At 36.7% G+C, this 22,146-nt stretch carries 19 protein-coding genes; 16 read left to right on the top strand and 3 right to left on the bottom strand.

What is annotated here, in order from left to right; all coding sequences use genetic code 11:
• Window position 1 precedes the first annotated feature (1 nt).
• Window positions 2-886, top strand: a complete 885-nt coding sequence (locus tag AC2A1G_RS14165; protein WP_484047565.1) for a sulfite exporter TauE/SafE family protein — start codon at window positions 2-4, stop codon at window positions 884-886.
• 161 nt (window positions 887-1,047) lie between these two features.
• Complete coding sequence (locus tag AC2A1G_RS14160) at window positions 1,048-1,338, top strand: putative quinol monooxygenase (protein ID WP_484047564.1); 291 nt, start codon at window positions 1,048-1,050, stop codon at window positions 1,336-1,338.
• A gap of 196 nt (window positions 1,339-1,534) precedes the next feature.
• Here AC2A1G_RS14160 and AC2A1G_RS14155 read toward each other — a convergent pair whose 3' ends face one another.
• Window positions 1,535-2,806: a choice-of-anchor J domain-containing protein gene (locus AC2A1G_RS14155; protein ID WP_484047563.1), complete on the bottom strand. Its 1,272-nt coding sequence runs from the start codon at window positions 2,804-2,806 to the stop codon at window positions 1,535-1,537.
• A gap of 304 nt (window positions 2,807-3,110) precedes the next feature.
• Between AC2A1G_RS14155 and AC2A1G_RS14150 the strand changes: the two genes are divergently transcribed.
• The 9 genes from AC2A1G_RS14150 (at window position 3,111) to AC2A1G_RS14110 (ending at window position 12,792) form a co-directional block, all read left to right on the top strand.
• Window positions 3,111-5,246: a TonB-dependent receptor plug domain-containing protein gene (locus AC2A1G_RS14150; RefSeq protein ID WP_484047562.1), complete on the top strand. Its 2,136-nt coding sequence runs from the start codon at window positions 3,111-3,113 to the stop codon at window positions 5,244-5,246.
• 10 nt (window positions 5,247-5,256) lie between these two features.
• Window positions 5,257-6,378, top strand: a complete 1,122-nt coding sequence (locus AC2A1G_RS14145; protein ID WP_484047561.1) for an HmuY family protein — start codon at window positions 5,257-5,259, stop codon at window positions 6,376-6,378.
• A 122-nt stretch (window positions 6,379-6,500) separates the two neighbouring features.
• Window positions 6,501-7,379 carry a heme/hemin ABC transporter substrate-binding protein gene (locus AC2A1G_RS14140; protein WP_484047560.1) on the top strand — a complete coding sequence of 293 codons (879 nt, stop codon included), beginning with the start codon at window positions 6,501-6,503 and terminating at the stop codon, window positions 7,377-7,379.
• Window positions 7,363-8,403 carry a FecCD family ABC transporter permease gene (locus AC2A1G_RS14135; protein ID WP_484047559.1) on the top strand — a complete coding sequence of 347 codons (1,041 nt, stop codon included), beginning with the start codon at window positions 7,363-7,365 and terminating at the stop codon, window positions 8,401-8,403. Before AC2A1G_RS14140 ends, AC2A1G_RS14135 begins: the two co-directional genes overlap by 17 nt.
• Window positions 8,403-9,173 (top strand): heme ABC transporter ATP-binding protein, encoded by a 771-nt coding sequence (locus AC2A1G_RS14130; protein ID WP_484047558.1) that lies wholly within the window; start codon window positions 8,403-8,405, stop codon window positions 9,171-9,173. Before AC2A1G_RS14135 ends, AC2A1G_RS14130 begins: the two co-directional genes overlap by 1 nt.
• 1 nt (window position 9,174) lies before the next feature.
• Window positions 9,175-9,825, top strand: coding sequence for a class I SAM-dependent methyltransferase (locus AC2A1G_RS14125; RefSeq protein WP_484047557.1), 651 nt, complete (start codon window positions 9,175-9,177; stop codon window positions 9,823-9,825).
• A 4-nt stretch (window positions 9,826-9,829) separates the two neighbouring features.
• Entirely contained in the window at window positions 9,830-10,858 is a 1,029-nt protein-coding gene (locus AC2A1G_RS14120) for a hemin-degrading factor (RefSeq protein WP_484047556.1), read from the top strand.
• 216 nt (window positions 10,859-11,074) lie between these two features.
• Entirely contained in the window at window positions 11,075-11,947 is an 873-nt protein-coding gene (locus AC2A1G_RS14115; RefSeq protein ID WP_484047555.1) for a ChaN family lipoprotein, read from the top strand.
• A 215-nt stretch (window positions 11,948-12,162) separates the two neighbouring features.
• Window positions 12,163-12,792: a peptide deformylase gene (locus tag AC2A1G_RS14110; RefSeq protein WP_484047554.1), complete on the top strand. Its 630-nt coding sequence runs from the start codon at window positions 12,163-12,165 to the stop codon at window positions 12,790-12,792.
• Here the strand turns inward: AC2A1G_RS14110 and AC2A1G_RS14105 are convergent.
• Both AC2A1G_RS14105 and AC2A1G_RS14100 read right to left on the bottom strand, forming a co-directional pair.
• Window positions 12,706-13,293, bottom strand: a complete 588-nt coding sequence (locus AC2A1G_RS14105; RefSeq protein ID WP_484047553.1) for a hypothetical protein — start codon at window positions 13,291-13,293, stop codon at window positions 12,706-12,708. The two genes, AC2A1G_RS14110 and AC2A1G_RS14105, sit on opposite strands and share 87 nt — an antisense overlap.
• Window positions 13,294-13,329: 36 nt before the next feature.
• Entirely contained in the window at window positions 13,330-13,707 is a 378-nt protein-coding gene (locus AC2A1G_RS14100) for a winged helix-turn-helix transcriptional regulator (protein WP_484047552.1), read from the bottom strand.
• Window positions 13,708-13,932: 225 nt separating this feature from the next.
• Here AC2A1G_RS14100 and AC2A1G_RS14095 point away from each other — a divergent pair, with 225 nt between their 5' ends.
• The 5 genes from AC2A1G_RS14095 (at window position 13,933) to AC2A1G_RS14075 (ending at window position 22,129) form a co-directional block, all read left to right on the top strand.
• A complete protein-coding gene (locus AC2A1G_RS14095; protein WP_484047551.1) occupies window positions 13,933-14,844 on the top strand; it encodes a DsbA family protein in 912 nt (303 codons plus the stop codon).
• A gap of 398 nt (window positions 14,845-15,242) precedes the next feature.
• Window positions 15,243-16,670: an adenylosuccinate lyase gene (gene purB / locus AC2A1G_RS14090; protein WP_484047550.1), complete on the top strand. Its 1,428-nt coding sequence runs from the start codon at window positions 15,243-15,245 to the stop codon at window positions 16,668-16,670.
• A 48-nt stretch (window positions 16,671-16,718) separates the two neighbouring features.
• Window positions 16,719-17,243, top strand: coding sequence for a hypothetical protein (locus AC2A1G_RS14085; RefSeq protein WP_484047549.1), 525 nt, complete (start codon window positions 16,719-16,721; stop codon window positions 17,241-17,243).
• A 54-nt stretch (window positions 17,244-17,297) separates the two neighbouring features.
• A complete protein-coding gene (locus tag AC2A1G_RS14080; RefSeq protein ID WP_484047548.1) occupies window positions 17,298-20,996 on the top strand; it encodes a phosphoribosylformylglycinamidine synthase in 3,699 nt (1,232 codons plus the stop codon).
• A 161-nt stretch (window positions 20,997-21,157) separates the two neighbouring features.
• Window positions 21,158-22,129, top strand: a complete 972-nt coding sequence (locus tag AC2A1G_RS14075; protein WP_484047547.1) for a LamG-like jellyroll fold domain-containing protein — start codon at window positions 21,158-21,160, stop codon at window positions 22,127-22,129.
• Window positions 22,130-22,146: the final 17 nt, after the last annotated feature.

The raw sequence follows: 22,146 nt of genomic DNA, 5'->3' as shown, positions 1-22,146 counted from the left end.
TATGGTGATTACTCCGAAAATCCAGTTTAGAATTAATTTGCTTTTGGTGACAATTGCAGTTCTAATTGTTGCGTTTTTTACACTTTACAGTTTAGGATATTTGGATGAACTTCAAATTGTTTTGGCGAAAGACAATTATATATTTTACTGGATGCTTTTGGTCGGAGTTTTTGCTGAAATTGTCGCAGGTTCAATGGGAATGGGTTATGGTGTGATTTGTACGACGACACTTTTATTTCTGGGAATTCCTCCTCATGCGGTAAGTGCAAGTATTCATTCTGCCGAAAGTTTTACAACGGCTGCGGGAAGTATCAGTCATATCAGATTAAAAAACGTAAGCAAGAGTTTGGTTAAAAAGTTGGCTGTTCCTGCAATTATTGGAGCAATTATTGGAGCCATTTCATTGACTTATTTAGGCGAATACTATTCAAAAATTACAAAAACGGTCATTTCTTTTTATACCTTCTATCTAGGTTTTAAAATTTTCTTGAATGCTTTTAAACCTAAGCAAAATAAATCTTTAAAGAAAAAAACAAATCTTACAAGACTCGGTGTTATTGGTGGTTTTATTGATTCATTTGCCGGTGGAGGATGGGGACCTTTGGTGACCGGAACTTTAATTAAAAATTCTTTCACCCCAAGATTTGCCGTAGGAAGTTCTACGGTTGCTAAATTTATTCTGACCATCACTGCAGCTGTCACGTTCTTTTTTACTTTAGGAATTCAGCATTGGAATATCATTTTAGGACTATTAATTGGCGGAATTATCACAGCGCCATTTTCCGCAATGCTCACCTCAAAACTTCCTGTAAAAAATATGTTTATCATCATCGGAACATTGGTCATTGTGATGAGCTCGATTACTATTTTTAAATCAATTTTTTAGTTTCGGGATAAGTGATACGGGATGCGTGCTTCGGGATTTTGTATGGAATTTTATTTTAAAAGTGATTTGAGATAAGAGAGGTGTTTTTTGTGAAAAATTTAGCAAAACTAAATTCAAATTAAAATCAAAATTAATCTACTTTTACAGCCTAAAAATAACACATGAATTTACATATTGTCGCGCTGTTCAGATTTAAAGAGAATCATCTGATGGAAGCTGTAGAATTATTTCAGACTCTGGTAAGGGAAACCAGAAAAGAGGAGGGTTGTCTTCAGTATGACCTTATCGAAGATAACGAAAACAAAGGAACTTTTTTCCTTGTAGAGCTTTGGGAAACGGTTCAGCACCACAATCATCACAACGGCACGAATCATCTTCTGGAATTTAGAAAACATGCTTCTAAAATATCTGAAGAATCCGCACAGGTTTACAAAGGGTTTAAGATTTATTAAAGAGCCAGGTTGGAAGAGCCAAGGCAAAAGTAACAAGAATCAGGTAGGAAGGGGAAAAAATCAAAGAAAAGATAGGAGAAAATTGTTTTTGATAAAGTAATTTTGCTAATCATCAATCATCCAACACCCCGCTCAAAAACAAAAGGCAGTTTCAGAAATTCTGAGACTGCCTTTTTATTAGAAAAAATAGAAAGTATTACTTTTTGATAAACTTCGACTTTACTGTTTTACCGTCCTTAGTTTCGATAAGAATGTAGTAAACTCCAGTCTGAAGTGTGCTGATGCTGAATCTGTTGTAATCTACAGTTCCTGCAGCTACTTTTGTTCCCAGTGCAGAATAGATTTCTACAGATTTTGGAGAATCTTTTCCTACAAACTGTAAAGCTGTGTTTTCTGCATTTACTGCAAATTTAATGTCGCTGTTTGATTTTGTAAAATCTGAAGTTGCCAATGAACCTAACGCATCATAGATTACATCATCTACATAAGCTGCAGCGTGATTTGTTGCTCCGCTAAATCTCCAGGCAATGTATTGCTTAGTAGAGGTTGGTACATCAAACGTAAGAATTTGAGGTGTAGTTGAACCTGCTGTTAGAGCTATTGGGCTTCCTAATGATGTAAAAGTTGTCATATCTGTGATACTTGAAACCATTCCTACCTCAATTGTTGCATTTCCTAAAGAATTTGAAGAAATGTTGGTTGTAAATCTTATTTTCTTACTTCCGTCTGGAGCTACAATCTTTGGAGAAATAAGATACATGTTCGTGTTAGGAGTAGTGTTCGCATAAAACTGAACTGCAGTACTACCGTTGTTCGCAGCAGTATAAACATTGTGAGCAACAGTTGCAATTACTTTATTCCATCCGTTCTGCGGAAGTGAAGCAGGGTTTCCGGCTCCGGTAAATGCATTAAAATTTTCGTTGATTGTTCCTACTGGCGGCGTATCATACATTACATCATCAACTAAAACAGCAGCATGCTCCGCACTTCCGATAAATTTAAAAGCGATGTACTGCTTTGTAGATGAAGGTACGGTGATCGTAACCGTCTGTTCTGTTGTAGAAGTCACGTTGTATACCGGACTTATCGATGTAAACGCAGCAGTTCCTGTTGTTGAACTTTCAGAAATTAATCCTACCTGTAGAGTTCCTGAGCTACCCGTTCCACCAGTTTGAGCGTATGTAAAGGTTAACGTTTTTGTACCATCCGGTGCCACAATTTGTGGACTTACCAGATAGCCATCCACTCCCGGATAGAAAAAGCTGTAAAATTGTGCGTACTTATCAGAAGTTCCGTCAGCATAAACTCTCGGTCCTGCTGTTGATACAACCTTTGACCAGTTATTTTGAGGCCATGGTGCGCCTAATCCTGTGGTAAATGACTCAAAAGTTTCGTTGATTGTTGCAACTTGTGCGTTTGCAGATATTGCAGTGAAAACTAAAGCTCCGAAAAGTAGTTTTAATTTCATAACGTTTTTTATTATTTAGAATTATTCTACAAAAGTAAATATTTATTTTTAAACATTCTAAATAAAAAGATGACATTTGTCTTGTTTTCACACAAAATTCATATTTATGACTCCAAAAGAATCATTGATCTTGCAATCTGAAAGTACCATGGATAAAGACTTTCAGATTAGTTTTATTCACAAATTTTTGATAATGATTTTTTTTGATCAGCTGTCCTTTGGGAAAAAGTCATACCATAAATTCTCTCAATTATTTTTATCTGTTCTAAATAAACCATTATATTTGTCAAAATTTTTTTTCCACATGAAGAAGAGAGTACTGTCGATTCTGGCATTATCAGCAATTACAAGCATTTATGCTCAAGAAAAAGATTCTGCAAACCAAAAAAACATCGGTGAAGTTGTTATTACAGGACAATATATGCAGCAATCAATCAACAAATCAATCTACAAGGTTGAGGTAATTGATGCTGAAATGATCAAAAATATGGCAGTAACTACCGCTGCTGAAGTTTTAAATCAAAATCTAAATATACTTATTGAACCTAATGGGCAAACGGGTGATGCAGGAGTCAACATTATGGGTCTTGGTAGAGAATATACTAAAATTTTGATTGATAATATTCCTGTAGTTACAGATACCGGAAGTGGGAACCAGGCAGATCTAAGCAAACTGAATGTCAACAATATTGAACGCATTGAGATTGTAAAAGGTGCAATGGGAGTTGAATATGGTAATAATGCTGTAACAGGAGTAATCAATATTATCACTAAAAAAACGTATAATAAAAAAGTTAATATCAATGTTTCCCTTCAGGAGGAAACGGTGGGGAAAGACTATGATTGGTTTAAAAAAGGAAACGGAAGACATATTCAGTCTTTAAATTTAGGATACAAAATTAATGACCACTGGACGGTAACTGCTGATATTAACCATAATGATTTTCAGGGTTACAAAGGGAAATTTAACGGATACAAACATTTTTCTGAAGGTAACGACGGACTGAGAGGTTACGAATGGCTTCCTAAAGATCTTCTGACGACAAATGCAGCAATAAGATATGCGAAAAACAATACCACATTATTTTATAAGGTCAACTTTTTAAGAGAGGTGATCAACTTCAGAAGTCAGAGTGTACAGGATTTTCCTCTGGGTGGAGGAAACAGAACTTATGTGGCAAATGATGCAGATTATTTTACCAATCGTTGGATCCATCAGTTTAATATTCAGACAAAACTGGGAAGAATCAACTACATGGGAGATTTTTCTTATCAAACACAAAAAAGAGAAAAACAGGATTACAGATATGATGTTCCAAACCGAACTGAGATTTCCAGAGCTTCTAAAAACACTTACTTCGATTCTGAAATTCTTTACTCAAGAGGGATGTTCAGTAATTTCTTAAACAGTGATAAATTTAATTTTCAGTTAGGGTATGAGTTAGATAGAACAAGTGGTTTTGCGACGAATGCTCAGATCCAGTCAACCAATACTGCAGCTCTTGAAGATATCAACAGGTCAATTTTCAGCTATGCTAATTTTATTTCAGCAGAATGGAAGATTACAGAAGATTTATCAGTAAGACCGGGATACCGTCTTGCGTTGAGCGACAGATTTGATTCTCAACAGAATTATTCCTTGACAGCAAGATACAGCACTTCAGAACAGTCTGACTTGCGTGCTGTTTTTGGTTCATCAAACAGATTTCCATCATATACAGAATTATATACGTATGTAGTTGATGCCAATCACGATATCCGAGGAAATGAAAATTTAAATCCGGAAACAGGATATTCTGTCGGACTATTCTGGGATTATAAAACAAAAAATAGCAGCATCTGGAAGTTTGATGTCAATCTTTCTGCGTTGTATCTTGATGTGCAGGATAGAATTGAAAGCGTAATCATCAGCAACAGTCCTTTAAGATATACATATCTGAATGTTGATCAGTACAGATCGATGCAGTTTGGAGGCGGATTTAGTGCTAAAAGAGATAATTTCTCTTTCAACGCCGGAGTATCTTTATTAGGTATTTCACAATCGCTTACAGCGGGAAATGTAAAATCTCCTGAAGATTTCAATTACTATGCAGAAGCCAATCTTGCCGCAAATTATACGTTGCCTCAGACAAAAACATTGTTTGCTCTTTACTACAAATACACGGGTGTCCGCAAAATGTTTACCCAGGAGCAGACCGCAAATATTTCAGCAGAACCTAAATTTATTCTTGGTGAGTTGGGATCATTCAATATGTTAAATTTCACAGTCTCTCAGCCTTTGTTTAAACATTTTGAGATCAGTGCCGGTGTTAAAAATATATTGGATATAGATACAGTACGAAACTCTATTGTGCAGGGTGATGCTCACAATGCTGCTTTAGGAAACCAAAACCTTTTCTATGGCAGAAGTTATTTTGCCAGACTAAACTATAACTTTTAAAATATTGAAAATGAAAAAAATACTGTTTGGATTATTATTTGGGACGGCTTTACTAACTACATCTTGTATCAATGACAACGAAGACGCTATAGCAGTAGCACCTATCGACGGAGCTTTGGTAAATTTAAGTGTTGGCGGAGCTACACAGCCCAATCAAATCTGGTTTGATTTAAGCGAAAACCAATTCATTAAAACAAAAAGAACCGACTGGGATTTTGCTTTCTATTCAGGAAGTTCGTTTAAAGTAATTTTGAATTCATCTATTCAGATGGCAGCCACCAAAATTCCTGGTGCAACCAATATAGATGCAGTTACCACTGCTAATGTTGCAACTCTTCAGCCTTTGGTGCAGGTAGCCAGTTTCAGTGCTGCCAACGAAGCTTATATAGATGATGTTGCAGGAAATTTTCCTACAGGATACACCGCTGTCGGCGAAGTTAAATCTTTAGATTCTGATAATGGAATTTATCTTGTAAACATGGGAAAAGATGTCTACCATGGCGCTGTTGCAATTGGTGCAGTTACGTATAACGGAGATCCGAGAGGCTGGATGAAAATTCAGGTGGTAAGAGCAGGCGAAGGTTATAAAATCAAATATGCTAAACTGGATGATACCACACACAAAGAATTTACCGTTGCTAAAAATCAGTTATACAACTACAGCTTTGTTACCTTGAATCATCTTACTGCTCAACCGGCTGCACAGGTTTCTATCCAGCCGGAGAAAAAGAAATGGGATCTTTGCTTTTCAGTGGGTCTGAATATTATTCCTGGAACGGGAAGTTACATTTATGCAGATTTTATTCAACACAATAATGTCGGGAATGTCGGTGTTTATGAGGTTAAAGTTACAGCACCGGAAACCGGGGTGAATGCGTACAATAAATTTGAAGCTGCCAATATTGATCAGTCCAAATTCATCTACAACGACCAGAGGGTTTTAGGGGCCAACTGGAGATCAACCGCAGGAGTAAATGGTCCTGAAGTACTCGGAGATCGCTTTTATGTCGTAAAAGATGCAGACGGATATTATTTCAAACTGAGGTTCACAAGATTAACCAAAGCTACAAACGACAGCGAAGGACAGGCCGGAGAAAGAGGCTTCCCATCATTTGAATTCAAACCTTTGTAGTAGATTGAAAACAATTTTTCCTCCCTTTAGGGTTGGGGAAAAGAAAAATTGGTTTAAACATCAAACATCAAACACCCAACATCCAGCACCCATCATATAAACATCCAACAATTCAAATAAAAATGAAAAAATTCATATTAGCAGCATCCATGCTCATCGCAGTCTACTCCTGCAAAAAAGAAGACACAAAATCAACAGAAAACAACACCGAAGCAAAAGCTGAAGCTCCGAAAACCAACCATAAAATTGTAACCTTAAACGGCGGAATTACAGAAATCGTTGCCGCTTTGGGTCACGAAAAAGAAATCGTTGCAACTGATGTTACCAGCACTTATCCGGAAGGTTTAAAAACTTCTGCTGAAAATTTAGGTCACGTAAGATCAATCACAATCGAGCCGATTATGGCTGTTTCTCCAACTTTGATTTTAGCTTCAGACAAAGACATTAACCCTGATTTAATGGGTAAAATAAAATCTTCAGGCATCAAAACTGAAACGTTCAAGCAGGAATATTCTGTGGAAGGAACAAAAAAATTAATCGCTGACGTAGCAAAAGCCATCGGAAATAATGATTATCAGCAATTAAATGATAAAATTGATTCAGATTTAGCACAGGTTCAGACGCTGACTAAAAAACCAAAAGTTCTTTTCATCTACGCAAGAGGAAATATGATGATGGTTTCAGGTAGAAACACACCGATGGCAGCATTGATCGGAATTGCAGGCGGTGAAAACGCAGTGAATGATTTTGAAGATTTCAAACCGTTAACTCCGGAAGCGGTAGTTAAAGCAAATCCTGACATATTGTTCTTATTCTCAAGCGGACTGGAAAGCTCCGGAGGAATCGAAGGTGTTTTGAAAGCTCCTGGAGTTGCACAAACCAACGCCGGAAAAAACAAAAAAGTGATTGCTATGGATGGAGGCCTTATTTCAGGTTTCGGACCAAGACTGGGAGAGGCTGCAGTTTCATTAAACAAACTTCTAATTGAAAACGCAAAGTAAACTATATTTTTACATCACACTAAGTACCATACTGCTCGCCTTGATAGCAGTATGGTCTCTTAATATTGGCGTGTACGATTTTGGAGGAAAATCTGCCTTTGAAATTTTATTAAAAGTGATAAAAGGCGATTCCGACTTATCTTTGAGCGACAGATATGTGGTTTGGGATGTTCGGGCATCACGGATTATCATGGCCATTTTAGTGGGAAGTCTTTTGGCTGTTTCAGGTACAACTTTACAGGGTTTGTTTAAAAATCCTCTGGCAACGGGAGAGGCGATTGGTTTAACTTCGGGAGCGACTTTGCTTGCGGCAATTGCAATTGTTTTAGGAGGATATTTCAGACAGTATCTTCCTGAGATGATTCAGTTTTCGCTTACAGGAATTGCAGCGTTCTTCGGGGCTTTGGGAGCCATGTTGCTGGTGTACAGAATATCTACCAGTGAAGGTAAGACCAATGTTGTCATGATGCTTTTGAGCGGTGTTGCAATCACATCCATCGGGTTTTCAATTACCGGATTTCTGATTTATATTTCAAAAGACGAGCAGCTCAGAGACCTTACTTTCTGGAATATGGGAAGTCTTGCAGGTGCCACATGGATGAAAAATTTGATTCTCGCACTGGTTCTCACTGTTTCCTACATTATTTTACTCCCTCAGGGAAAAGCTCTGAATGCAATGCTTTTAGGCGAAAAAGATGCTCAGCATTTGGGAATTAATGTGGAGAGATTAAAAAAACAGATTATCATCATTACTTCTTTAATGATCGGAACCTGCGTTGCTTTTTCAGGAACGATCGGTTTCGTAGGGCTTATTGTTCCCTACATTTTAAGGCTTTTATTCAAATCAAATTATACCTTCATTCTGCCTTTATCAGCGGTTTTGGGAAGTATTTTGCTTTTAATTGCCGATACCATCAGCAGAAGTATTGTTGCACCTTCAGAATTACCGATCGGGATTTTAACTTCGTTAATCGGAGGTCCTATTTTCATCGCTATTTTAATGAAATTTAAAAAGTCAATCTAATGATTAAGGCACAGCAGATCAGTTATAAACACAAAGAATTTCATATTCTGAATAATGTGGATGTGTCTTTAGGCTTTGGTGAATTTTTAGCCATCGTCGGTCCCAACGGAGCCGGAAAATCAAGCCTTCTGAGTGTTTTGGCTAATGAAGTGAAAAGTGCACAGGAGATTTTATTTAAAGATAAAAACATCACCGACTGGAAAATTACTGAGCTTTCTAAACATAAAGCGAAATTCTCCCAGCACAATTCAAACGACATTCCTCTGGAAGTAAAAGATGTTGTGATGATGGGGCGTTATCCCTATTTTGATGCCCAGCCGAAAGAGGAAGATCTTCAGGCAACAGACCAAATGATGCATCACACGGACGTATACCATTTAAAAGACAGAGAATACAACACTTTGTCCGGCGGCGAAAAACAGCGTGTTCATTTGTCGAGAGTTTTGGCTCAGCTGCAAAATGAAATCACCCAAAAACTTCTTTTTCTTGATGAACCTTTGAATAATCTGGATGTAAAACATCAGTATAAAGCGTTGGAGATCATTAAAAATTTCACTCAGAATGAAAATTCAGCAGTGGTTGTTCTTCATGATTTAAATTTAGCGGCTCAGTACGCAGACAAAATTTTATTGATGAAATCCGGAAAAGTAGCAGCCTACGGAACGCCCGAAGAAGTTTTCACAGCAGAAAATATCAGCGAAGCGTACAATTTTCCCTGTACCATTTGTGACCACCCAATCACCAGCAACCCTATGATTATTTTTGGATAATATGGAAGACAAAGATTTAAAAATATTAGCACAGAATCTCGCTAATCCGGAAGGCGAAACTGGTTTGAAAGTAGCCGAAATGATGAATGCCACCAACATCGGAATGACGGTTGAAAGTATACAAACACTTCTAATTGAAGATGGCGAAAGTATTCTCGAAATCGGCCACGGCAATGCCGCTCATGTAAAAAGTATTTTAAATTTGGCAAAAGATTTAAAATATACAGGAATAGATATTTCTGAAACCATGCACAATGAAGCCAGAAGATTAAATGATGAATTTAAAGATCAGGCGGAATTTGTATTGTATGAAGGAACGAAACTGCCTTTCGAAGATCAGACTTTCGACAAAATATTTACCGTCAACACAGCCTATTTCTGGAAACAGCCTGTAGATTATTTAAATGAAATTTACCGGGTTTTAAAAGACAGCGGAACCTTTGTTCTTACGTTCGGCCAGCGTGATTTTATGGAAACTCTGCCTTTCACGCAGTATGATTTTAAACTCTACAACTCCGATGAAATGGAAGAAACGGTTGCTAAAAGTCATTTCAAAAGAATGAAAATTTCAGAAAAAGAAGAGCAGGTAAAAAGTAAAGCAGGCGGCGAAACCGTTACAAGATTATACACAGTTTTAACAATCAAAAAATAAATAAATGAGCACTTTAGTTAACGAATTAAAAGAAAAATGGGAAGCTCTGAAAGCTGAAAACCCACATTTAAGAATAAGAAATGCAGCAGATCAGTTAGGCGTAAGCGAAGCTGAATTATTGGCAACCAACGTTGGAGAAGGCGTTACCGTTTTAAAACCTGAATTTGCAAACATCTTAACCGAAGTTGAGCAGCTAGGAAAAGTAATGGCTTTAACGAGAAACGACGAATGTGTTCACGAAAGAAAAGGCGTTTACAAAAACGGAGATTTCAGCAGCCCGCACGCGCAGCTTTTCGTGAATGAAGATATCGACTTGAGAATTTTCCAGAACCACTGGAAATCTGCTTTCGGAGTAGTGGAAGGCGACAGAAAAAGTCTTCAGTTTTTCGGAAAAGACGGTTTGGCTCTGCACAAAATCTATTTAACGAAAGACAGCAATGCTGAAGCTTTCGATACAATCGTTGAGAAATTTAAAGCGGATGATCAAAATGCTGCTTTGGAATTTGAAAATGTTGCTCCAAAAGCAGAAGAAAAAGCAGATTCTGAAATTGATGTGGTAGGTTTCCAAAAGTCATGGACAGAATTAAAAGATACCCACGATTTCTTTATGATGACCAGAAAATACGGTGTTTCAAGAACTCAGGCTTTGAGACTGGCTCCGGAAGGTTATGCCAAGAAAATCGACAATTCAAAAGTGGTCAACGTTCTTGAAGAAGCTTCTGAAAAGAGCTTACCCATCATGATTTTCGTTGGAAACAGAGGGATTATCCAGATCCACACCGGTGAAGTAAAGAAAACAATGTGGCACCAGCAATGGTTCAACGTGATGGATCCTGACTTCAATTTACACCTTGATGTAACTAAAATCGCTGAAGCATGGATTGTAAAAAAACCAACCGAAGACGGCGAAGTAACCGCAATCGAAGTATTCAATAAAGAAGGAGATTTCATCGTACAGTTCTTCGGAAAAAGAAAACCGGGAATCCCTGAACTGCAGGAGTGGAAAGACCTTGTAGCAGGCTTGGAAAACTAAAAAGTTAGATTAATTGATAGGGTCGTTTTGTTTTTGCAAGGCGGCCTTTTTGATTTTAAATTGTAAATTTGTCTACCTTCGAAACAATATTTCCACATAGTTTGTCATCCCGTAGGGATCTAAGCAGAATTATTAGAGATTAAATTGGAAAGATTTGTGTCTAGATTCCTACGGAATGACAAACATTCTAGTAATAAAAACTGTAAAAAAATAACAATGAAAAGTATATTCTCTTTATTTCTAATGGTCATTTTATGTTCATTTAATGCGCAGAGCTTCAAACCCTACCAATTCTACGACAAAAAAGGAAAGGAAATAAAATCCGAAAAGCTGGTTAAAGAATTAGCTGAATATGACGTCGTTTTCTTTGGCGAAAACCACAACAATTCCATCAACCACTGGCTTCAGCTCAAAATTACCGAAGCCTTATTTGAAAAGAAAAATGGACAGTTAATTCTCGGCGCGGAAATGTTTGAAAGAGATAATCAGTCTCAGTTGGATCAGTATCTAAACGGAAAATTTGATGCGAAAACATTCAAGGACTCCGCAAGATTGTGGAATAATTATGCTACAGATTACAAACCTTTGGTAGATTTTGCGAAAGACAAAAAACTTAAATTCATCGCCACCAATGTTCCAAGAAAATACGCTTCCCAAACCTCAAAGGAAGGTCTTGAATCGTTAAACAGATTATCAGCAAAAGAAAAAACCTATATTGCTCAGCTTCCAATAAAAGTCACTCTCGAAACTCCTGGTTATCCTGAAATGAAAACCATGATGGGCGACCACGCCGACGAAATGAAAGTAATGAATTTCGTCTCAGCCCAAGCCATCAAAGACGCAACGATGGCTGAATCAATTTTAAAAAACTTCCAGTCCGGAAAAACATTCATCCACTACAACGGAAATTACCACAGCAAAGAATTTGGCGGCATCTACTGGTACATCAAACAGAAAAACCCAAACCTTAAAATGGCCGTAATCTCAGTCTTCGAATCAGAAGACCCGGAATTAAAAGTTCCCACGAAAGATTATATCCCAACAGATTTCAATCTTATCATTCCGGAAGATATGACGAAAACTTATTAGAAAGAGCCAGGTAAAAAGTAAAAGGAGCCAAGTTTTAATGTCACGCTGATTATGGAAATTTCGCAGATTTTTTCTGCTTAATTTGTTGAATCTGCGAGAAGAATTTATACACATTGTTTGTCATCCTGAAAGGATCAGAACTCTTAGATTTCCCATCGAATGACAATTACTTTGTTTAAAAAAACATTAATATCTTTGCTCAACATTCCACCAAAATGAAAAAAATCTCTCTGCTCTTCGTTCTGCTGATCAGTTTTATCAACGCCCAGAAATTCACTCCTGATGAACTGAAAATCATCAATCAAGGCGACATAACAATAGCTTTACCTATTTACCAGACTACAGAAGATCATCAGCATCAAACATTACTGAGCATTTCCGCCGACATCGATCCGCTTGATAAAAATACATCGGTTTTGGTCAGCAGAATGAAAGCGTCGCTTCAATCCACCGACGGTGGAGTAGGCATTGCCGCACCTCAAGTGGGAATCAACAGAAAAGTAATCTGGGTACAGCGCTTCGACAAAGAAGGCGAACCGTTGGAGTACTTCCTGAATCCTGTCATCACATGGAAATCCGAATTTCAGAATCTCGGTCCCGAGGGCGATCTTTCCATCCCCGATTTTCACGGTCAGTTTTACCGAAGCAAAGTCATTCAGCTGCAATATGTTGATTTAAAAGGTCAGAAATATACCGAAATAGTTGAAGGTTTCACAGCCGTCATCTTCCAGCACGAAATCGACCATCTTTTCGGAATTTTAATTTCGGATAAAAATGAGAAAGAAAAGAATGATGCTTATTTGAAAGTGGATGCGTTTAAAAGGAGTGATGCTGTAAAAAGATAATTTTTCTAACAAATCATTACTTAAATTAAAATATTCCTTAAGAAGGGTTAACCACGATTTTTTATACTTGTCTTTCAGTCTAAATTTTTCACCTTCAATAAAGTCGACAGGAAATACAGGACTTTTTATGCCAAATGATCCAGTTCCTCCATTATTGTAGTAAAATTCGTTTTCATCATCCGAATAACGACCGGCACAATCTAAGCTGAAAATTGTTTTGTTTTTATGTACACATTCTACAGAGATATCAATCCAAACAGGAACTTTGTTTTTTCTGCACAGAAGTTCCACAACTTGTTTTTCGTCGATCAACTTTATCTTTTTTCCACTATCTTCAGGATATATATCAAATTGTGTTTGTGCGGGTTCGTCATAGGAATCATTTAAATTTACAGAATACAAAAAAGTAGCTGGAAGATCATTAAGCACATAATTCTTTGCAAAATCGTATGAAGAGATTGAACATTTCCGTAACAATTGTAAAAATACATCTTTTGTCATACTAACATTTTTCTATGAAATAGTATATGTGAAATATTATTCAGATATTTCCGTCTTACTTCCATACAAACTCGTCCTGTAATTAATCCCCCAATTCGCCACTTCATCAATAATCGGAGCCAAAGTTTTGCCAAATTCCGTGATTTCGTATTCTACAGTTACAGGTTTTGTGTCGAGAACTTCTCTTGTAATTAGATGGTTCATCTCCAGATCCTGAAGTTCTTTTGAAAGCATTTTTGCGCCAATTCCATCCACTTCACGGAGCAGATCCATAAATCTCATCTTATTACTCTGCAAAAGCGTCCCCACAATATGGAATTTCCATTTGCCTGAAAGCAGTTCTACAGTATCTTTTATTGCATTCATGCGATGCTTGCAGATAGCGTTATTGTTTACGGTTGATGTTTTTTTCATATTGTTTTTATTTAGGGTTCAAAGATACAAATTTTCAGATAGGTAGTTTCTTCGAGGAAACCGGTTTCCAAAATGAAACTCATGGTATTTTAGAATTTTCATTGTCTTAGATTTGCTGAAGTAAGAGAATTTCTAATGAGATTTTATAGAAATTTGATCATCTGTAGCCTGAGCATCCTGTCTTTGTCCTGCAGCGGTCAGACCGACAAAAAAAAGAATAAGAAAATGAGTACACAGACAAACAACCCACTTCTTTGCGACCCTGAAACAGGAGTTTGTGGAGTTTCGGGAAGTGAAGAAAACGGTTCAGTAACTATTGATACAACCGAAAAATCTGTCAAAGTAATCTATTTTACAGACCCAATCTGTTCATCCTGCTGGGGAATCGAGCCTCAGTTGAGAAAAATGAAACTCGAATACGGAAAAGAAATCGATGTAGAATACCACATGGGCGGACTTCTGCCAGACTGGAGCTACAACAGCGGAGGCATCAGCAAGCCGTCTGATGTTGCCCAACATTGGGACGAAGTAAGCGGTTACTACGACATGCCGATTGATGGCGATGTATGGTTGCAGGATCCATTGGATTCTTCTTATCCACCGTCGATTGCCTTCAAAGCAGCGCAGTTGCAGAGTGAAGAAAAAGCGATACTTTTTATGAGAGAACTGAGAGAATTGGTTTTCCTGAAAAAGAAGAATATCGCCAAATGGCAAAATATGACTTTGGCTGCTGAAAAAGTGGGTCTTGATGTGAAACAGTTAAAATCAGATTTTGAAGGTAAAGCAAAAACTTTATTTGAAGATGATCTTAAAATGGCGAGAGAATTGGGTGTAAGAGGTTTTCCTACAATCTTTTTCGTGAATAATAAAGGCGAAAAACAAATGGTTTACGGTTCAAAACCTTATCCTTTTTACGAAACTGCAATTCTTACAGTTAATCCAAAAGCTGAAAAGTCAGAATTTGCAAAAGACTGGGAATCTTTATTTAAAAAATACAGCTCATTAACTGCAAAAGAGTTTACAGAACTTTCCGGAAACGGAAGAAAAGACAGCGAAAATATGCTGAACGACCTGACTTCACAGGGGAAACTGGAGAAGACAACCACAAAAAACGGTTCGATGTGGACCATAAAATAGACCAAACATTTTATTTATATACTTACTAAAAAACATTTCTTTTTTAACGTCGCAGTTTTTCTGCGGCGTTTTTTTATCTAAAAATGTACTTAGTGCACTTTAGCATATCTGAAAACCTTTTGTGTCATTATTTTTACCACAATGAGCACAAAGGTTTTTCACTAAGTTTACAAATTTCCAGTGTTCCTTGTGAGATCCTAGTGCTCTTTGTGGTTAAATGCGCAAAGCCTTTTCGGATATAAGAACACGCCTGAAGTTTTGCACTTACTACGTTGAAAAAATCAAAATATACTTCATCTTTTCACTTAAAATTCCGCCAGTTGAAGTTTTTTAAACCTCTTTCAATTCTCATCAAAAAATCTTACTTTTGCATATCTATAAAAAAGTAAAAGTAAAGAATGAATTCCTACAAAAATCCTTTGGAAGAACGCTATTCAAGCGAAGAGATGTTGTTTAATTTTTCTCACAACAACAAATTCCAGAACTGGAGAAAGCTTTGGATCGCGTTGGCTGAGATTGAAAAAGACTTGGGTCTTGACATCACAGACGAGCAAATTGCAGAGTTGAAGGCCAATGTCGACAATATCGATTACGATAAAGCTGCTGAATACGAGAAGAAATTCCGTCATGATGTGATGGCTCACGTTCACGCTTATGGTGATGTGGCGCCTTCTGCAAAAGGAATTATTCACTTGGGAGCTACTTCGGCGTTTGTAGGAGACAATACAGATTTAATTCAAATCCGTGACGGACTTTTGATTTTAAAGAAAAAGTTGGTCAACGTAATGAAAAATCTTTCTGATTTTGCCATTCAATATAAAGATTTACCGACTTTAGGTTTCACGCACTTCCAACCGGCTCAGTTAACAACTGTCGGGAAAAGAGCAACACTTTGGTTACAGAGTTTGGTTCTTGACATCGAAGAATTGGATTTCTTTTTAGAAACATTAAGATTCAGAGGGGTAAAAGGAACAACAGGAACTGCAGCAAGTTTCCTTGAGCTTTTCAACGGAGATTATTCTAAAGTAAAACATTTGGATAAGGAATTGTCAAAAAGATTTGGTTTTGAGAAAGTTTTCGGAGTTTCCGGACAGACTTACGACAGAAAGATCGATGCTAAAGTGGTAGCTTTATTGGGAAATATCGCTCAATCTGCACATAAATTTACAAACGATTTACGTCTTCTTCAAAATCTTAAAGAAATTGAAGAACCATTCGAGAAAAACCAAATCGGTTCATCTGCAATGGCTTACAAGCGTAATCCAATGAGAAGTGAAAGAATCGGAGCACTCGCAAAATACGTGATGTCTTTGACGACGAGTTCTGCAATGGTCGCTTCAACACAATGGTTTGAAAGAACTTTGGATGATTCTGCTAACAAAAGATTGACGATTCCACAGGCGTTTTTAGCGGTTGATGCAATTCTATTAATCTGGAACAACATCATGAACGGAATTGTTGTTTATCCAAACAGAATCAATAAACATATTATGGAAGAACTTCCTTTTATGGCGACTGAGTACATCATCATGGAAGAAGTGAAAGCTGGTGGTGACCGTCAGGAAATCCACGAAGTAATCAGAGTTCACTCTATGGAAGCTTCCAAGCAGGTAAAAGAAGAAGGAAAAGAAAACGATTTGATCGAAAGAATCTTAAACGATAATTCGTTGAAATTAGACAAATCAAAATTAAAAGAAGTTCTTGACCCTAAAAACTTCATCGGTTTTGCACCCATTCAGACGGAAGAATTCATTGCTAATGAAGTTCAGCCAATTATCGATGCAAACAAAGAGCTGATTGGCTTGGAGGCTGATCTTAAAGTATAATTGATATGCAGTCTTTTGGGCTGCATTTTTTTTATTAAATTAATTATGATGAAAAAAATACTTTTTTTATTTTTCCTGAGTTTTATTTCCGTTAAAACTTTTGCTCAGATTAAGTCATCTGATTTAAAAGATTTTCAACTGACAAAACAAGAACATGAAGAGTTTAAAAATTATTTAATTTCAAAAAACTTAAAACTAAAAGATACGGTTTTTATTAAGTACGATTTTAAAAATGAAGACTGTTGGGATCGGTTGGATGAAATGGATAGTGATCATGTGAACAATGTTTTGAAAGGTTTTCAGGATCATGTTTTAAATTTCAACGAGACATTTCAGACAGCTGTGGCTTATAATTTTAGACAACCAGGCAAAAGCTTCAACAAATTAAAGCTGTGGGATAAATCTATTATTATTGATGAGAAGGAAGTACTTAAAAGAATTATTTTCAAAAAGAAAAGACAGTGTGGATGTTCTGCTGTTATTCTCGCTGACGGTTCATACTTGCTTTATGAAAGAGATCCGCATTTTGAAATTTTAAGTTTACATCATAATTATTCGGGAAAGAAATTTTAAAAATATCTTTCATTATTGAAAATATAATATTTAATATATAAAATCTGACATCTAATGTCTCAAAACAAAAGAATTTTCGTAGAAAAAAGAGGAATTTTCGATGTAGAAAGTCCAAAAATTTTTGATGAAGTAAAAGCGGTGGTGCCGTCTATCCAAAGCGTAAAAGTGTATAACGTTTACGATATTTTTGGATTAAACGACGGTGAATTCGAAAAAGTGGTCAACAGTACTTTCGTAGATCCGGTTACTGATATTTTAATCGAAGAAAATCCTGCACAAGGAACTCATTTCGCATTAGAATTCTTACCTGGACAATACGATCAGCGTGCAGATTCTGCACAGCAGTGTATTGCTTTACTGACTGAGAATGAGAAGTCTAAAGTAAGAAGCGGTAAACTCATCGAGTTCGAAGGTGTTTCTGAATCTGACTTAGTTAAGATCAAAGACCTTTTGATCAATAAAGTAGAATCTCAGGAGAAAGATTTATCAACTTTAAATATTCCTGCGGAAGAAACACCGTCAAAAGTAATTGTTCACCAAGGTTTTATCAATTTTGATGATGCTCAGCTGGAAGAATTCTTTAACAATCACGGTTTTGCTTTAGGTTTGGATGATTTAAAATTCATTCAGGAATATTTTAAAACTGAACAGAGAAATCCTACGGAAACTGAACTTAAAGTTTTAGACACGTATTGGAGCGACCACTGTCGTCACACAACATTTGAAACAGAACTGTCAAATATTGAGTTTGAAGGACAGTTTAAACATACATTGGAAACTATTTTCAATGACTATATCGAAAAAAGAAAATTCTTAGGACGCGAATTGAAACCTATTTCTTTAATGGATTTGGCAACAGTTTGCGGAAGATATTTCCATAAAACAGGCAACCTGGAGAACTTGGTGGTTTCTGATGAAATCAATGCTTGTACCATCCAAATCGAAGCTGAGTACGATGGTAAAAAAGAACCGTGGTATTTATTATTTAAAAACGAAACACACAATCACCCAACGGAAATTGAACCTTTTGGTGGTGCTTCTACGTGTTTAGGTGGTGCCATCAGAGATCCTTTGTCTGGACGTTCTTTCGTTTTCCAGGCGATGAGATTAACGGGAGCTGCAGATGTTTTGGAATCAGTAGATCAGACTTTACCGGGTAAATTACCTCAAAAAACAATCACAAAACAGGCTGCAAACGGATATTCTTCTTATGGTAACCAAATCGGTTTGGCAACTACAATGGTTTCTGAGATTTACGATGAAGGCTACAAAGCAAAAAGAATGGAAGTTGGTTTCGTTGCCGGAGCCGTTCCTGTGGATTGGGTGAGACGTGAAAAGCCTGAAGCTGGCGACTCAATCATTATTTTAGGAGGTGCAACAGGTCGTGACGGTGTTGGTGGAGCAAGCGGAAGTTCGAAGGAACAGGATGAAACTTCAATACACACGATGAGTTCTGAAGTTCAGAAAGGAAATGCCGTTGAAGAACGTAAAATCCAAAGATTATTCAGAAATCCTGAAGTGACGAGATTGATCAAAAAATCGAATGACTTTGGAGCGGGTGGAGTTTCCGTTGCTATCGGTGAAATTGCTGATTCTTTGGAAGTTAATTTAGATGTTTTACCTTTAAAATATGAAGGTTTGAACGGAACTGAACTTGCTATTTCTGAATCTCAGGAAAGGATGGCGGTTGTGGTTGAACCAAAAGATAAAGAGCAGTTCATCAAGTTCTGTGAAGCTGAAAACATTGTGGCTGTAGAAGTTGCGAAAGTTACAGATTCCGGCAGAATGCAGATGTTCTGGAAAGGCGATAAAATTGTTGACCTTTCAAGAGAATTTTTGGATACAAACGGTTGTTCTAAAAGTCAGGAAGTTAAGATCACGCATCTTAATGAATTGAAAGAAGAAGCACAGACTTTTAACGAAGAGAATTTCTTAAAAATTTTAAGCGATAAAAATGTTGCTTCTCAAAAAGGTTTGTTGGAAATGTTCGATTCATCGATTGGTGCGACTACGGTTGCGATGCCTCTAGGTGGAAAATATCAGCAGACTTTGATGGAAGGAAGCGCTCAAACGTTACCTATTTTAGGAGCAAAAGACATCGAAACGGTTTCTTTGGCAAGTTGGGGATTTGATGCTGAAATTTCAAAGCAAAACTCATTGTTGGGAGCTTCTTATGCGGTTGTAGAAAGTGTTGCCAAAATCGTTGCGATGGGTGGCGATTATAAAAATATCAGATTCAGTTTTCAGGAATATTTTGAGAAATTGGGTCAGGATCCTGAAAAATGGGGCAAGCCTTTAGCATCTCTTTTAGGAGCTTATGATGCCCAAATTAACTTCGGTTTAGCAGCGATTGGAGGTAAAGATTCTATGAGTGGAACGTATCAGGATTTGAATGTTCCGCCAACGTTGATTTCATTCGCTTGTGCCAACGGAGAAAAGAAAAATGTGATCTCTCCGGAATTTAAACAGGCAGGAAATAAACTGTATTTCTTCAATCATATTCCACAGGAAAACGGACTTCCAAACTATGAAAATCTGAAGACAGTTTTCGAATTGATTTTAGAAAATATCAAAGCTGGAAAAATTGTTTCAGTGAAGACTGTGAAAGAAGGTGGTGTTGCAGTTGCCTTAGCCAAGATGAGTTTCGGAAACAGATTGGGAGCTGAAACAAATATCGTTGATGAGAACGTTTTATTAGCTAAAAATATCGGAAGTTTAATCATTGAATCGACTGAAGAATTAAGTTCTGTTGATCTTCAACTAATCGGTGAAGTTGAAAATTCAAATTTGCTAAAAATCAGTGATTTGAATTTTGAAATCGAAAAATTACTTGAAGTCAATACGAAAACTTTTGAGGGCCTTTTCTCAACGGTTGAAAAAGAAAAAATAACGGTTGAATTAGATTCAAAATTGAACTCAATCAACCCAAGAAATATCATCATTAAGAAACACGGACTGGCGAAACCAAGAGTTTTTGCACCGGTTTTCCCAGGAACAAATTGTGAATACGATACGCTGAATGCATTCCAAAAAGAAGGTGCAATTGTCAGCAGTTTACCTCTGATTAATATCAATCATCAGTTGCTTGATGAAAGTATCGATGCGTGGGTAGAAGAAATTAAACAGTCGCAGATTTTAGCATTCTCCGGAGGGTTTTCTGCGGGTGATGAACCGGACGGTTCAGCTAAGTTTATCGTGAATGTTTTGAAGAATGAAAAGATGAGAAATGCCGTTCACGAATTACTCGACAGAGACGGAATGATCATCGGAATCTGTAACGGTTTTCAGGCTTTGGTAAAATCAGGATTATTGCCGTACGGAAGAATTAAGGATTTGGATGAAAATTCTCCAACTTTAGCTCACAATGCAATCAGAAGACATATTTCTCAAATGGTGAATGTGAAAGTATTAAATGACGAATCTCCTTGGTTGAAAGGAATGAAAGATCAGGTTTTCACGATTCCTATTTCTCACGGTGAAGGTCGTTTCATGGCTTCAGAAACTGAAATTCAGAAGTTGTATGAAAACGGACAGATTGCTACTCAATATTTAGATTTAGAAGGAAACATCGCTCACGGAATGCCATTTAATCCAAACAACTCATTGTTCGGAATTGAAGGAATCACAAGTCCGGATGGAAAAATTTTCGGTAGAATGGGGCACCCTGAACGTTTTGCTAAAGGTTTGATGAAAAATATTCCAACAGCGAATTATCACAATATCTTTAAAAACGGAGTGGAGTATTTTAAATAGCAGAAATTAAAATTCAGTATAAAAAAAGGATTCGGATACAAAAATATTCGAATCCTTTTTATTTTCCTGAGGAATCTTAAATTTTATATTAAATAGTTTATTTTCAATGCAATACTTGTTTATTTTTTTTTACTAATTTTAAACAAATTAAAAGCTAGATCATGATAAAAAACTACTACTTCCTATTGTTTTCATTGTTTACAATGATTTTTTCTAAGGCTCAATCCGGAAATGCACTGGATTTTGATGGCTCAAATGACTATGTTACTTGTGGTGTACCCTCAATGTTTAATAATGTTGCTAGTCAGGATTTTACGGTTGAAGCAAGGATAAAGCCTACTGCTTTTCCAATCAGCCGTGTATTTTTTATGCAGACAACAAATTCTAATTATGTCACTATTTTAATAAGTGCTTCAGGAAATCTTTATGCTTATATAAGTGGAACCAATAATTTTACCACTGGCAGTACACTTACTTTGAATGCTTGGAATCATATAGCTGTTACAAGATCCTCGACCAGTAACACGACGGCGATTTACCTTAATGGTATTGCACAAACTCTTTCAGACGGTGGTACTACCTCTACAGGAACTCAAAATGTAATGACGCTTGGATCAAGAACAGATGGAGCACAGCCTTTTAAAGGAACTATTGATGAATTCAGAATTTGGAATACGGTAAGAACTCAATCTCAAATAGCTTCTAACATGAATAGTCCTTTGGTTTTACCACAGGTAGGACTCGTTTCATACTACAAATTTGATCAGGGAATAGCCAATGGAAACAACCCGACTGTCACCACCGCTAATGATGAACTTAACACAGCAAACGGTACATTGTTGAATTTTGCTTTATCGGGTACTACTTCCAATTGGGTTGGAAACAGTACTTTATCAGTGAAAGATGCTCTCAGCAATTCAGATTTTTCAGTAGCGCCAAATCCGGCAGAAAATGAAATTAAGATTTTAGGATTAAAGAAGAAAGCTGTTTTCACAATTTTCAACAGTTCAGGACAGTTTATTAAAACAGGTAATGTTAATCAGAATAATAACATAGTCAGAGTTTCGGAATTAAATTCCGGAATTTATTTTATTCTTATTGATAATGAAAGGATAAAGTTTATTAAAAAATAATTTTCTGAAATTTAAAA

It is taken from the genome of Chryseobacterium sp. HNCC26DJ240 (assembly GCF_057180485.1).
This window is presented reverse-complemented; position numbering and strand designations above follow the sequence as displayed.

Coding starts and splice junctions, on each gene's coding strand:
- AC2A1G_RS14130 (WP_484047558.1), top strand. CDS start 8,403: ATGATTAAGGCACAGCAGATCAGTTATAAACACAAAGAATTTCATATT.
- AC2A1G_RS14120 (WP_484047556.1), top strand. CDS start 9,830: ATGAGCACTTTAGTTAACGAATTAAAAGAAAAATGGGAAGCTCTGAAA.
- AC2A1G_RS14165 (WP_484047565.1), top strand. CDS start 2: ATGGTGATTACTCCGAAAATCCAGTTTAGAATTAATTTGCTTTTGGTG.
- AC2A1G_RS14155 (WP_484047563.1), bottom strand. CDS start 2,806: ATGAAATTAAAACTACTTTTCGGAGCTTTAGTTTTCACTGCAATATCT.
- AC2A1G_RS14150 (WP_484047562.1), top strand. CDS start 3,111: ATGAAGAAGAGAGTACTGTCGATTCTGGCATTATCAGCAATTACAAGC.
- AC2A1G_RS14160 (WP_484047564.1), top strand. CDS start 1,048: ATGAATTTACATATTGTCGCGCTGTTCAGATTTAAAGAGAATCATCTG.
- AC2A1G_RS14085 (WP_484047549.1), top strand. CDS start 16,719: ATGAAAAAAATACTTTTTTTATTTTTCCTGAGTTTTATTTCCGTTAAA.
- AC2A1G_RS14115 (WP_484047555.1), top strand. CDS start 11,075: ATGAAAAGTATATTCTCTTTATTTCTAATGGTCATTTTATGTTCATTT.
- AC2A1G_RS14075 (WP_484047547.1), top strand. CDS start 21,158: ATGATAAAAAACTACTACTTCCTATTGTTTTCATTGTTTACAATGATT.
- AC2A1G_RS14140 (WP_484047560.1), top strand. CDS start 6,501: ATGAAAAAATTCATATTAGCAGCATCCATGCTCATCGCAGTCTACTCC.
- AC2A1G_RS14080 (WP_484047548.1), top strand. CDS start 17,298: ATGTCTCAAAACAAAAGAATTTTCGTAGAAAAAAGAGGAATTTTCGAT.
- AC2A1G_RS14095 (WP_484047551.1), top strand. CDS start 13,933: ATGAGTACACAGACAAACAACCCACTTCTTTGCGACCCTGAAACAGGA.
- AC2A1G_RS14100 (WP_484047552.1), bottom strand. CDS start 13,707: ATGAAAAAAACATCAACCGTAAACAATAACGCTATCTGCAAGCATCGC.
- AC2A1G_RS14110 (WP_484047554.1), top strand. CDS start 12,163: ATGAAAAAAATCTCTCTGCTCTTCGTTCTGCTGATCAGTTTTATCAAC.
- AC2A1G_RS14105 (WP_484047553.1), bottom strand. CDS start 13,293: ATGACAAAAGATGTATTTTTACAATTGTTACGGAAATGTTCAATCTCT.
- AC2A1G_RS14125 (WP_484047557.1), top strand. CDS start 9,175: ATGGAAGACAAAGATTTAAAAATATTAGCACAGAATCTCGCTAATCCG.
- purB (WP_484047550.1), top strand. CDS start 15,243: ATGAATTCCTACAAAAATCCTTTGGAAGAACGCTATTCAAGCGAAGAG.
- AC2A1G_RS14145 (WP_484047561.1), top strand. CDS start 5,257: ATGAAAAAAATACTGTTTGGATTATTATTTGGGACGGCTTTACTAACT.